General features: G+C 66.0%; 11 protein-coding genes. 8 read left to right on the forward strand and 3 right to left on the reverse strand.

What is annotated here, in order from left to right; translation table 11 throughout:
• Position 1 precedes the first annotated feature (1 nt).
• Entirely contained in the window at positions 2 to 3,121 is a 3,120-nt protein-coding gene (gene cas9, locus ACEQZY_RS13575; RefSeq protein WP_370155170.1) for a type II CRISPR RNA-guided endonuclease Cas9, read from the reverse strand.
• 221 nt (positions 3,122 to 3,342) lie between these two features.
• On the reverse strand, positions 3,343 to 4,296 hold the full coding sequence (locus tag ACEQZY_RS13580; protein WP_370155172.1) for a 2-hydroxyacid dehydrogenase: 954 nt from the start codon (positions 4,294 to 4,296) through the stop codon (positions 3,343 to 3,345).
• 244 nt (positions 4,297 to 4,540) lie between these two features.
• Here ACEQZY_RS13580 and secG point away from each other — a divergent pair, with 244 nt between their 5' ends.
• From secG to ACEQZY_RS13610, 6 genes are all read left to right on the forward strand, one after another.
• Positions 4,541 to 4,858 carry a preprotein translocase subunit SecG gene (secG, locus tag ACEQZY_RS13585; RefSeq protein WP_370155174.1) on the forward strand — a complete coding sequence of 106 codons (318 nt, stop codon included), beginning with the start codon at positions 4,541 to 4,543 and terminating at the stop codon, positions 4,856 to 4,858.
• 99 nt (positions 4,859 to 4,957) lie between these two features.
• The gene (locus tag ACEQZY_RS13590) at positions 4,958 to 6,589 is read left to right on the forward strand and encodes a CTP synthase (protein WP_341704331.1); all 1,632 of its coding nucleotides are present in this window, start codon (positions 4,958 to 4,960) and stop codon (positions 6,587 to 6,589) included.
• Between the two features lie 223 nt (positions 6,590 to 6,812).
• The gene (gene kdsA / locus ACEQZY_RS13595) at positions 6,813 to 7,658 is read left to right on the forward strand and encodes a 3-deoxy-8-phosphooctulonate synthase (protein WP_341704330.1); all 846 of its coding nucleotides are present in this window, start codon (positions 6,813 to 6,815) and stop codon (positions 7,656 to 7,658) included.
• 11 nt (positions 7,659 to 7,669) lie between these two features.
• Positions 7,670 to 8,314 (forward strand): hypothetical protein, encoded by a 645-nt coding sequence (locus ACEQZY_RS13600; protein ID WP_341704329.1) that lies wholly within the window; start codon positions 7,670 to 7,672, stop codon positions 8,312 to 8,314.
• 185 nt (positions 8,315 to 8,499) lie between these two features.
• Positions 8,500 to 8,787 (forward strand): hypothetical protein, encoded by a 288-nt coding sequence (locus ACEQZY_RS13605; protein WP_370155178.1) that lies wholly within the window; start codon positions 8,500 to 8,502, stop codon positions 8,785 to 8,787.
• Positions 8,788 to 8,882: 95 nt separating this feature from the next.
• Positions 8,883 to 10,037, forward strand: coding sequence for a hypothetical protein (locus ACEQZY_RS13610; RefSeq protein WP_370155180.1), 1,155 nt, complete (start codon positions 8,883 to 8,885; stop codon positions 10,035 to 10,037).
• Positions 10,038 to 10,062: 25 nt separating this feature from the next.
• Here the strand turns inward: ACEQZY_RS13610 and ACEQZY_RS13615 are convergent, their stop codons facing one another.
• Positions 10,063 to 10,599, reverse strand: coding sequence for a peroxiredoxin-like family protein (locus ACEQZY_RS13615; protein WP_370155182.1), 537 nt, complete (start codon positions 10,597 to 10,599; stop codon positions 10,063 to 10,065).
• Between the two features lie 212 nt (positions 10,600 to 10,811).
• Between ACEQZY_RS13615 and eno the strand changes: the two genes are divergently transcribed.
• Both eno and ACEQZY_RS13625 read left to right on the forward strand, forming a co-directional pair.
• Positions 10,812 to 12,092 carry a phosphopyruvate hydratase gene (gene eno / locus ACEQZY_RS13620; protein WP_370155185.1) on the forward strand — a complete coding sequence of 427 codons (1,281 nt, stop codon included), beginning with the start codon at positions 10,812 to 10,814 and terminating at the stop codon, positions 12,090 to 12,092.
• A 2-nt stretch (positions 12,093 to 12,094) separates the two neighbouring features.
• Positions 12,095 to 12,457: a hypothetical protein gene (locus ACEQZY_RS13625; RefSeq protein ID WP_341704936.1), complete on the forward strand. Its 363-nt coding sequence runs from the start codon at positions 12,095 to 12,097 to the stop codon at positions 12,455 to 12,457.
• The last annotated feature ends 79 nt before the right edge of the window (positions 12,458 to 12,536 follow it).

Consider the following 12,536-nt stretch of genomic DNA (forward strand, 5'->3'; position numbering starts at 1 on the left):
ATCATTCCAGCGGGCCGGGATCATATATCTTTCCGCCCGGCGTGATGCGCAGCTTGCGCGCCTTCAGCTTCTGCAGGCCGCTGGCAGAGGTGTTCGTGTATTTGAAGTAGTCGTCCCTGTTGGCATCGCGATCCTTCAGCGCGCCGGCTTCGAAATGCTCGGCCAGTTGTATCGTTTTGTTGGTCGAAAATTTCACCACCCGCATGATGCACCGCCCTTCCGCATCCTCGATCGCGATCATGTCGTCCTGCCGCAAGGTCATGATCTTTTTTGCGGTGGGATGCGCCTTGCGGATTTCCGATGACGGCGCCGCCTGAGCGGCATCGAACAGCGACACGATTTCCGATTGCCATTTCCCATTCGGCAGCCGCCAGATGGTGAAGCTGAAATTTCCCTCCGACGCGTACCCCTTGTAAGCAACGCCCTGCCGGTTGCGGACCATGATCACGCTGGTGCGCTCGGCAACGCGGACGCGGCGGATGCCCTTGAAGGGGCCGTCGGCCTCGCGAAAGGCCAGCAGGGCTTCGCTGAATGCCTTGCCCTCCTTGCCATGCGTGGCCGCGCGCAACGCTGCTTTCAGCGGCTCGTTATTATGAATGGTCTCCAGGTCGGCGGCAGTTTTCAGGCTTTCCAGCGGCACGCGATGGGCCACCAGCGGCACGCCGCGCCGGTCCGGCGGGCCGACTACGGCATAAGCCGTGTCCTTGAAGAATTTGCCGACCCGGCCGCAGCCGGCCTCGCTGCGCTCGGGCTTGTGGCTGACCACAATGGCGTCGAGACGGGCCCTGATCTCGGCTTTCAGGCCCGGCCACGGCATCGGTACTTCGATATGTTCGAGGTCGCCGCGATCTGCCGCCTGTGCCGAGGCGCGGGATATGGCATTCAGCAGCCCGCGGTCGATCAGGCCGATCACCGCGGCATCCTTGGCATGGTGTTTGTGGTTGTCGCGGTTTTTGGTGTTGCTGCCCAGCAATTCGTCGAACCGCCATTTGCCCCGGATCAGCGCGGTCAGGCTGCCGGGGATCGCCCAGACCTGATCGGGATCGCAGACTGCCGACAGATACTGCCGGGCGGTGCGGCTCAGATACTGCGTATCGGTCAGGTGACGGGCGAGGAAGTCCTTCTCGTTCTTCAGGAACCATTCCATCGCATCGGGCTGAAACCGGCGGCGTTTGCCGGGTGAAAGCCGCTCGGCCCGGGCCGCGATATCCTCCCAGTCCGGGGTGGACCCGAAGGCCTCGTAGGGCGTGCGATTGCCCTTGCGGCGATTCCACTCGCTCAGAACAAGCACGCGGTTGTCGAAACGGTTATCGAGCGTCTGCGAGAAAGGCAGGATGTGGTCGATTTCCACTTCGCTGCTGAAGATCATGCGCTGGCTGATCGGCTTGCCGCTGTAGGGGCATTTGTGCTCCAGCGGCGCCAGTTCGTCGTACAGGCGCAGGCGAAGGCGGTTCTCGCCGGTATCCGGCTGTCCCAGGCCGGCCAGAATTTCCCGGTGCGTATCCGCCTGCTTCTTGCTGGCCGTATGCCGTTTGTCCTGTTCCTCGCGCTGCTTTTTGTTCGCTTTGAGATCGCGCGCCAGTTCGACGACGATCTGCGCCGGATGCCCATGCCGGGCGATCAGCTCATTGACCAGCCGGCGCAACTGGTTGAGGGCGATATGCACGGTCGGATTGGCGATGCGGCCATAGCGTGTTGCCTCGTCGTCTTCCGGGTTGCCGGTGCCGGGCTTCACCGCCGTGGGCAGCCAGTCACCGTAATAGGGCAGGCTGTCGCGGATTTCCCCGGTGCGGAAGTCGGAATGATGGTAGCCGGCCAGTTCCGCCGCCCTGCTGTAAACAACCACGTCCTTTTCCAGTTCGGCCAGGATTTTGCGCGACGCGGTTTCGCCCAGGGCGGTGTATCCGCCCGGCAGGGGCGCCAGCGCGACAGTCATGGCCTGCGCGGCATCGAGACCGCATTCCTGCTGCAGCCATGCGGCCAGCGCCTGCTCGTCCTCTTCCTCCAGCAGGCGGCTGACGATCTGCCGTTGCCGTTCCAGCGGCAGCCGGCGCCAGCCGGGGCCGAAATGCCCGTCCCGCGCCAGAATGGCGGCGGTCTCATCCCCGATCAGGTCTTTGCGTTTGTCGCTTTCCAGATTGAACCGGAGATCCGGGGCCAGTTTCAGCAGGCGCCGGATCTGGTTGAAGGTGCGCTTCGGATTGGTCAGCAGGGCTTCGGCCACAAGATCGCGCTGCGGCCGGGTAAGAGCGATGCTTTTCTGGCCCGGCACGACGATCATCAGCTGGTTCACCTGCTCGTACAGGCGACGGCGCTGGCTGAGCGGATCGGCCCAGGGCAGGCGGCGTTCGGACGGGTTGAAGGTGCAGACCCCGGGATCGACCGGTTTCAGCGGTCGCTGGAAAAAGATCGCGTCTTTCAGTTTTGCGCGGGCTTCGGCGGTCATGATCGCCGGATGGTGTTTCGCCTGCTCGGCCCAGACGGCATCGAATTCGGCTTCCACCAGGGCGCGTTCGGGATAGATGTCGTATTGCTCGACCGTCTTGCCCTTGTCGTTGGCCATCGGGCGTTTGCGGGCGCGCACCCAGTCGTCTTTCAGATGACGGGCATGGAGGAACTGCCCCAGCGTACGGGCGCCGGCCTCCTCCATCAGGGCTTTGAGGCGGTTGACGCCCTGGCGCACCACGCCGCGTTCGCTGTCGGCCCGGTCGGTCTTGCGGTTCGATTTGAAGCCCCGGCGCTGATGCAGGTGGAACAGCAGACGGCCGATCTCGTGCGGCTCCAGCCGGCGCTCCAGTGCGGCAGCGCGCAGGGCATAGGGGTCGAGCGAGACCAGGGCCCTGCGTGCCGTTTCCTCGGTCGGCAGCAGGCCACAGGCAACCAGACGGTTCAGCAGTTTGCTGCGCCGGCGCAAATAGCGGTCGCGCCGCCGGCGCATCGAGCGGCCGAGGCGGCGGGTGGAGGCCAGCGAGGTCTTGTCTTTCGGGTTGCGGCCATCCTTGAAAATCCGCACCCCGCCGTCGAGAGAACGGACAGGTGAGCCCTTGCTGTCGAGCTCATACAGCCACCAGCCAATGGAATTGGTGCCAATGTCGAGTGCGAGACGATAGTGCAGTTGCATCCATAGCCCCCCTAAACGGCATTTTTCGGCAACTATATTGACAAGCTGCCACAAAGTATGCAACCTGGCATGGCATTTCAGAAATCGTGGTCTGGTCGTTAACAAGACGATTGGATCGTCACAAGATCGCAAAGGGGGCTCCGGCCCCCTTTGTCATCTCCAGGCCGGCCGTCAAGCCTGGCCGGCGGTGCGATCAGGCTGCCGCGATCAGGCCGCTGCAGTCATTCCGGCAGCGGGGTCAGCGCCCGGCCGGCATCGAAGAAGCCTTCGATATTGGCGACCGTCATGTCCAGCATGGCGTCGCGTGCCTCCAGGGTGCCGGCGCCGGTATGCGGGGTCAGCACGGCATTCTCCAGCGCCCGCAGGGCTTCCGGCACGGCGGGTTCGTGCTCGTAGACATCCAGTCCGGCGCCGGCGATCACCTTCTGCTCCAGCGCCGCGATCAGCGCCGCCTCGTCGATGATGCTGCCGCGGGCGATGTTGACGACATGGCCGTCCGGGCCCAGCGCACGCAGCACCCCGGCATTCACGCTGTGGCGGGTGACCGCGTCGGCGCGGGCCGCCACCACCAGCACGTCGGCCCAGCCGGCAAGCTCGAGCAGCGTCGGGAAGTAGGCATAGGCCATGCCGTCGCGCCGGCTGCGGCTGCAGTAACCGACCTCCATCTCGAAGGCGGCGCAGCGGGTGGCGACTTTCGCGCCGATGGCCCCCAGTCCGTAGATGCCGACCCGCCGTCCGGTCAGGCCGCGCACCGGCACCTGCCGGGTTTTCGCGTTGCCCTGCCAGGCGCCGGTGCGCAGGAAGCGGTCGGTGGGGATCACCCGGCGGATGCTGGCCAGCATCAGGGCCATGGCATGATCGGCCACCGCGGTGGCATTGGCGCCGGGATTATGGGTGACGGTGATGCCGCGGGCCTGCGCGGCCGCCCGGTCGACCCGCTCGAAGCCGGTGCCCCAGCAGCAGACGAGTTTCGCATGCGGCACCGCGTCGAACAGGGCGGCGTCGCTGACCAGCGAGCCGAAGGTGACGATGGCCTTCACCCGCCCGGCCTGGTCCGGGGTCAGGGCCGCCGCCGGATGGCGGTCGAAGGGGCCGAGGATTTCGAAACGGGCCGCCATGCGGTCGCGGAAGGCGGCCGGCACCTGGACCATCAGCAGCAGGATGTCGGAGGGCACGGAACGGGGCCTCGTGAAGCGGGGGGAGGGTATGGCTGATTCCCCGTCGGATGCGGGGCTGGCCGGTACCGTAGCGGGATTTGCCGGAAGCGCACAGGGGCGGGGCCGCGGGGCCGGAATGGGCGGATTCCCGGCCAAATCCCCGTCATGGCGGCGATTTGACCGCCCGTCGCCGGGTTGGGGCTTTTCCTCCCCGGCCACAGGGTGTAAAAGCCCCCCGGCTTAAGTCGCGGAGACCGGACCGATGATGACCTTCCTGCTCGTTGTGCACATCCTGCTCGCGCTGGCGCTGATCGGCGTGATCCTGGTGCAGCGCTCGGAAGGCGGCGCGCTGGGCATCGGCGGCGGTGGCGGCGGCTTCATGTCGGCGCGCGGCACGGCGAATCTGCTGACCCGCACCACGGCCATCCTGGCGGCCCTGTTCATCTGCACCAGCATCGTGCTGGCGATTCTGGCCGGCAACCGCGGCACCCCGCGCTCGATTCTCGACGCGCCGGCCACCCAGGCCCCGGCCGGACTGCCCGCCCAGCCGGCCCAGCCGCAGGTTCCGCTCTCGAAGTAACTGTCTGGCCTGAAAGAATAATTTCAGACCTGTGAAATCGCGCGCCGCGGCGCGCAAAGCCCTTTTTTGTGTCGGATGAATCAGTTAAACAGGACGCCCATGACGCGGTACATCTTCATCACCGGCGGCGTGGTCTCATCCCTTGGCAAAGGTCTGGCTTCGGCGGCTCTCGGCGCGCTGCTGCAGGCCCGTGGCTATACCGTCCGCCTGCGCAAGCTCGACCCCTATATCAATGTCGATCCGGGCACCATGAGCCCGTATCAGCATGGCGAGGTCTTCGTCACCGATGACGGGGCCGAGACCGACCTCGATCTCGGCCATTACGAGCGCTTCACCGGCGTGCCAGGGCGCAAGACCGACAACATCACCACCGGGCGCATCTACCAGACCGTGATCGCCAGGGAGCGCCGCGGCGACTATCTGGGCGGCACCGTGCAGGTGATCCCGCATATCACCGATGCCATCAAGGACTTCATCGCCGACGACCGCGAGGGCGTCGATTTCATGCTGGTGGAAGTGGGCGGCACGGTCGGCGATATCGAGAGCCTGCCCTTCCTGGAGGCGATCCGCCAGTTCGGGCTGGAAGCCGGGCGCGGCCAGGCGATCTACATCCACTGCACGCTGGTGCCCTACATCGCGGCTTCGGGCGAACTGAAGACCAAGCCGACCCAGCATTCCGTCAAGGAGCTGCGCTCGATCGGCATTCAGCCGGATATCCTGCTCTGCCGCGCCGACCGCGAGATTCCGCAGGGCGACCGCAAGAAGATGGCCCTGTTCTGCAACGTGCGCGAAGAGGCGGTGATCCCGGCGCTGGATGTCAGCACCATCTATGCCGCGCCGCTGGCCTATCACGCGGCCGGGCTGGACGTGCAGGTGCTGCAGGCCTTCGGCGAGGATGCCTCGAAGGAACCCGACCTGTCGGGCTGGGAGAATGTCGTCCAGCGCGTCACCGCCCCCGAAGGCGCGGTGAAGATCGCCATCGTCGGCAAATATACCGGCCTGAAGGATGCCTACAAATCGCTGGCCGAGGCGCTGGCCCATGGCGGCATCGCCAACAACGTCAAGGTCAACATCGAGTGGATCGAGGCCGAGGCCTTCGAGAAGGACGAGACCGCGCTGGCGGCGCTGGACGGCGTGCATGCGATCCTGGTGCCGGGCGGCTTCGGCGAGCGCGGTTCGGAAGGCAAGATCCGCGCCGTCACCTTCGCCCGCGAGCGCCAGGTGCCGTATTTCGGCATCTGCTTCGGCATGCAGATGGCGGTGATCGAATACGCGCGCTCCAAGGCCGGCATCAAAAAGGCCAGCAGCACCGAATTCGGCCCCGCCGAAGAGCCGCTGGTCGGCCTGATGACCGAGTGGATGCGCGGCAACGAGCTGGAACAGCGCAGCAGGGCCGGCGATCTCGGCGGCACCATGCGGCTGGGCGCCTATGACGCGGCGCTGGCCGCCGGCAGCCGGGTGGCGGAAATCTACGGCAGCACCACGGTTTCCGAACGCCACCGTCACCGCTACGAGGTCAACACCAAGTATCGCGCGAAGCTGGAGGAATGCGGCCTGGTCTTCTCCGGCATGTCGCCCGATGGCCTGCTGCCCGAGATCGTGGAGCTGCCCGACCATCCGTGGTTCATCGGCGTGCAGTATCACCCCGAGCTGAAGTCGAAGCCCTTCGAGCCGCATCCGCTGTTCGCCAGTTTCGTGAAGGCGGCGCTGGAACAGTCCCGGCTGGTCTAGGCCCAGCTGTTTCCGGGCGCAGCTTCGGCACTGGGTTCCCGCTTGCGCGGGAACGACGGTTTCTTTTTCCGTCATCCCCGCGAAAGCGGGGAGCCAGACCCGGGCCAGCGGGCGGCTTGTCAGACCGGGTGGTTTGTTAACCGGACTGCCCTATCTCGGCAGGGACAAATCCCGGCCCGGCGCGTATAAGGGTGGCAGGGGCGCGTAGTCAGGAGAAACCGGTATGAGCGACACCCAGAATCCAGTCCGCCATGTGAAGGTCGGCGACTTCGAGATCGGCAACGACCTGCCCTTCACCCTGCTGGCCGGGCCCTGCGCCATGGAAAGCCGCGAGCACGCGCTGGACATGGCCGGCAGCCTGAAGGAAATGACCGACAGGCTCGGCATCAACTTCGTCTACAAGACCTCCTTCGACAAGGCCAACCGCACCTCGATCCGGTCGAACCGCGGCTTCGGGCTGGAGAATGCGCTGCCGGTCTTCGATGCGGTGCGCAGCGAGATCAAGGTGCCGGTCATCACCGACGTGCACACGGAAGAGCAGTGCCGCACCGTGGCGCCGCATGTCGACCTGCTGCAGATCCCGGCCTTCCTGTGCCGGCAGACCGACCTTCTGGTCGCCGCCGCCCAGACCGGCAAGCCGGTCAACGTGAAGAAGGGCCAGTTCCTCGCCCCCTGGGACATGAAGAACATCGTCGAGAAATTCGACTATTGCGGCAACCCGAACGTGATGCTGTGCGAGCGCGGCGTCAGCTTCGGCTACAACACCCTGGTCAACGACATGCGCGCGCTGCCGATCATGGCCGAGACCGGCTGCCCGGTGGTGTTCGACGCCACCCATTCGGTGCAGCAGCCGGGCGGCAAGGGCACGGCCTCGGGCGGCGACCGCCGCTTCGTGCCGATCCTCGCCCGCGGCGCCGTCGCCATCGGCGTCGCCGCCGTGTTCATGGAAACCCACAAGGACCCGGACAGCGCGCCATCCGATGGCCCCAACATGGTGCATTTCGACAAGCTGGAACCGATCCTCGAACAGCTCCTTGAGTTTGACCATCTGGCGAAGGCAGGGCATTAAGCGGTTAGCCCGTGCGGCTGTCCGCCATCCCCAAAACTGTCATGGCCGGGCTTGACCCGGCCATCCACGTTTTCAGGGTGTCGGTGCTGGCTGTTATTGGCGTTATTCTTGGAGCCTGCGGCGCTCAATCCGAGAATGTCAGGACCGAATGCGAAGCCGGCGAAGAATATTTCCCACGTGGGACTTTCCAGAACAGGTACGGCAATGCGGGGGAAAGTTATGCGCGCCGATTACGGAATGCAGGGGAGCCTTCGCTTTCTTGCGCTAGGGCTACAAATACAGAAGCCTACCGGCTGCTGTGGATTCCGAGCTTCTCCAGTGTTGTAGTTGTGCGTATCTTGAGTGAGATGCGCGATTACCGGCTGGAGGCGACAGTGATGTCTCCAGCCAATGAGCAGATCTTAAGCAAAATAACTCGGCCGCTTACTGTTGCTGAGTGGCACGAATTCAAAGTGGTTATGAGTGGCACATCCTTCTGGAGCATGACACCTACGTCGGACGAACTTCCTGCGACAGACGGCTGGCGATGGATAATCGAAGGCCAGTCTGGTAGCCGCTACCACGCTGTGGACCGGCAGGTGAGATCAGGAACCGACTATGAGAAGCTTGGGCTGCGGTTTCTGCAATTGGCTGGAATTCCTCCAAGCGGTCGATAAAGGCAACAGTAGTCGTGGATGGCCGGGACAGGCCCGGCCATGACATCTGAAGATGCCAAAATCGTCACCCTCGGGCTGGATCCGAGGGTCCACGTCTTCGTAGCCATGGTGTTTGCAGGTCGGCCCTGCGCGTTGATAGGATGGACCCTCGGGTCCAGCCCGAGGGTGACGACGGGGGAGAACCAATGACCACCGCCCTGCAGGGCGCCTTTGCGGCGCTGCCGCCGATCCAGAAGGTCACCCTGCTGACCCGGCTGGTGCATGCCGAAACCGAGCGGGCGCGCGGCCTGACCAATCCGGCCGAGCTGCTGGCCAGCAACGAGCTGGTGCATGGCATCACCGCCTATGTCTGCGCCATCCTCGACGAACGCCGCTCGCCCGAGCAGGATGTGGCCATCCTGCAGGCGCTGGCCGCCGCGCCGCATCTGCTGGCCGAGCTGGATGCCTGGATGAAGGAACAGGCCGCGGACTGAGCGGCTGCCGCCGCTTCGCCCGAATTCATCCCCGATCCCGCCACAATCCGGGCGCCTGATCCGTCCAGGGCAGGTTCATCGGCGGGACGGGACACATGACGACAATTGGACTCCGGACAGGCTTGCTGGCGCTGGTCGCCAGTCTGGCGGCATCCCTGTGGCAGGCGGCACCGGCGCTGGCGCGCGATCCGGCCACATTCCACTATCTTGGCGAGACGGCGGGCGATCCGGCCGACCCGCAGGGCGGGCCGGACACGCCCTTCCTGGTGCCGCAGCGCCACTGGCCGCACTGGATGGCGGCGCTGACCGCCGCCCTGCAGAAGTCGCAGCCGGCCGGGGCGACACTGGTGCAGCAGCTTCTGCTGCGTGCGGGCGCCGACCATCCGGCCCGGCTGGCGCTGGTCTGGGACCTGCGCGACACCGCCGATCCCGCCCGGGGCGGCGCGATGGTGTTCGAGATCCACGACGTTGCCATTGCTGCGGACGGCACGGTCGCGCCGGCGAAACGGCTGAGTGCCGAGGACTGGCTGGTGCGCATCGTCGAACCCAGCGGCGGCGATCCCTTCGGCACCGGCCGGCCGCTGCTGTTCGTCGAATTCGGGTCCGGCGGTTCCGGCTATGCCGGCTATGAGCTGTCGGTGCTGGCGCTGGGTGCGGAGATCGACGAGATCACCCCGCGCGACAGCGGCCGGCCGATCCTTGCCGCCGACCTGCAGCGGGATGGCCGTTTCGCCCTGGTCAGTTCCAACGACCGCTGGGGCAACTATTTCCGGGGCTGCGGCCAGTGCGGCCCGCTGGTGCCGGTCGTATCCGTCTGGCGCGAGGGCGGCCTCGCCGAAGCCTGCCGCGACTTCCAGGCCTATTACGAGGCGCGGATGGATTTCTCCTACCGCGCCATGCGGTCTGGCCGCGAGCGGGGCAGCATCGAGGATTTCCTGTGGAACCGCGCCGAACTGGTGCTGAACCTGCTGCAGGCCGGCCGGCTGGAGGAGGCCGCCTATGAATACGGCCTGATGATCGACGAGGCCGACGGCGTGCGGCGCCAGCTCGGCGAGGCCCGTGCCGACCAGCCGCAATACCGCCAGGGCATCGACAGCGCCGCCGCCGAATGGCTGCAGCGGGTGCAGGCGGATTTCGAGCCGCTGTTCCGCGCCGTCGGGGCCGCCGCCGACCGCGCCTGTCCGCTGCAGGCCGGCGAGGGCCCGGCCCGGGCCTATGGCTTCGTCGCCCGGGTGAACCGGGCGCGCTGACGGGCCGGGTGCGCCGGGACCGGCGTCAGGCGGCGACTTCGCCGCGGGCCGGATAATCCTTGGCCACCACGAAGTCGATGGCGTTCAGGATGTCGGCAAATTGCGGCCGGGCAAACGGCATGGTCTGCACGCTGGCGAAATACAGCGTGCCGTCCGGCCGGATCAGGAACAGGCCCGGTTCGCTGAACTGTGCCGGCTCTTCCACGCCGATCGAGGTCTTGCCGCGGCCCGCCGAGACATAGAGGCCCCATTCGCGGGCCTTCGGCAGCGGCAGGCCGTAGCCGAGCGTCAGGCCATCGAGGCCCCATTCGGTCTTCGTGCGGGTGGCGCGTTCCTCGTCGTCGCTGCTGAGCGCGATCACGGAGACGCCGCGCTTCTCGAAATCGGGCAGCTTCGTCTGCAGGTCGCGCAGCTGGGTGCGGCAGATCGGGCAGTGCAGGCCGCGGAAGAACACCACCAGGGTGAACCGGGCCGGCTGCTGCGCCGCCAGCGACCAGGCGGGGCCGCCTGCGGTGGGAACGTCCAGGGCGGGGACGGGCTGGCGCGGCATCAGACGGGTCATCGGGTATTTCCCCTTGCTGGGTTGTGGTTTGTGGCCTCTCACGGCCCGGACAGTCAGTTCAGGACAGTCAGTTAACGCAGGCCGGCGGGAAAGCGGCATAACACCTGCGTGATCCCCCCGCAGGCGGAAGCCTTGCCCGCCTGCGCCCGGCGGGCTATCCCTTCGGCCGGTTTTCCGTCTTTCCTTCCGGCCAGAACAAGGGGTTTTCCGCCATGAGCGGCATCACCGACATCGTCGCCCGCGAAATTCTCGATTCCCGCGGCAATCCGACCGTCGAGGTCGACGTGCATCTCGAATCCGGCGCCATGGGCCGCGCCGCGGTCCCTTCGGGTGCCTCGACCGGTGCCCATGAGGCGGTCGAGCTGCGCGACGGCGACAAGCAGCGCTATCTGGGCAAGGGCGTGCTGAAGGCCGTGCAGGCGGTGAATGGCGAGATCTTCGATGCGCTGTCGGGCATCGAGGCGGCCGAGCAGCTGAAGATCGACAGCATGATGATCGAGCTGGACGGCACGCCGAACAAGGCGCGGCTGGGTGCGAATGCGATTCTGGGTGTGAGCATGGCCGTGGCCAAGGCGGCTGCCGAGGAAGCCGGCCTGCCGCTGTACCGCTATGTCGGCGGCGCGGCCGCGCATGTGCTGCCGGTGCCGATGATGAACATCATCAATGGCGGCGCCCATGCCGACAATCCGATCGACGTGCAGGAATTCATGATTATGCCGGTGGCGGCGCCGAGCATCGCCGATGCCGTGCGCATGGGCGCCGAGGTGTTCCATACGCTGAAGAAGAAGCTGAAGGATGCCGGCCACAATACCAATGTAGGCGACGAGGGCGGCTTCGCGCCGAACCTGCCGAGCACCCGCGGCGCGCTTGATTTCATCATGCAGGCCATCGAGGCCGCCGGCTACAGGGCCGGCAAGGATGTGATGATCGCGCTGGATGCCGCCAGCACCGAATTCTTCAAGGACGGCCAGTATCATCTGGATGGTGAGAACCTGAAGCTGTCGCCCTCCGATATGGTGAAATACTGGGCCAAGCTGGTCGGCGACTATCCGATCGTCTCCATCGAGGACGGCATGGCCGAAGACGACTGGGCCGGCTGGAAGGAACTGACCGACGTGATCGGCGGCAGGTGCCAGCTGGTCGGCGACGATCTCTTCGTCACCAACCCGAAGCGTCTGGCCGATGGCATCGAGAAGGGCGTCGGCAACGCGATCCTGGTCAAGGTGAACCAGATCGGCACCCTGTCCGAGACGCTGGAAGCCGTCGAGCTGGCGCACAAGAACGGCTACCGCGCCGTGATGTCGCACCGCTCGGGCGAGACCGAGGACAGCACCATCGCCGATCTCGCGGTCGCCACCAATTGCGGCCAGATCAAGACCGGTTCGCTGGCCCGCTCCGACCGCATGGCCAAGTACAACCAGCTGATCCGCATCGAGCAGGAACTCGAGGCGGCGGCGAAATATCCGGGCCTGGCCGCCCTGAAGCGGCGCTGAGCATGCATCGCGCCGGGTCTTCACTCCCGGTTGCGCTGGTCGCCCTGCTGATGGCGGGAGCGGCGATGGCGCAGGCGGTGACGGTGCGGCCCGGCATGATCCTCGGCCGCTGGGCGATCAATCCTGCCGCCTGCGAGGCTGGCGAGCTGCTGGAATTCACCCAGGAAGGCGGCTTCCGTTCGACGCTGGACGAGGGCGATCCGCGCGAGGGCCGCGTCCGCACCGAGCGCGACAAGATCATCCTGATCGATGCCGAGCAGCCGGACCGCGAGCTGGCGCTGGTGGTATTCGACCTGACCCCGCAGAAGCTGGTGGCTTTCGACGAGACCATCGAGGCCGACCGCATGCTGGTGCGCTGCCGCTGAGGATTGTGCACCGCGGCGCCGGATTGCGACATCCGTCACAGCCCAGCCGTGGAACCGGGTGCTAGGTTTGCCTGCCGGG

The sequence above is a fragment of the Ferrovibrio sp. genome, from assembly GCF_964218355.1.
In the GTDB taxonomy this organism is placed as follows: domain Bacteria; phylum Pseudomonadota; class Alphaproteobacteria; order Ferrovibrionales; family Ferrovibrionaceae; genus Ferrovibrio.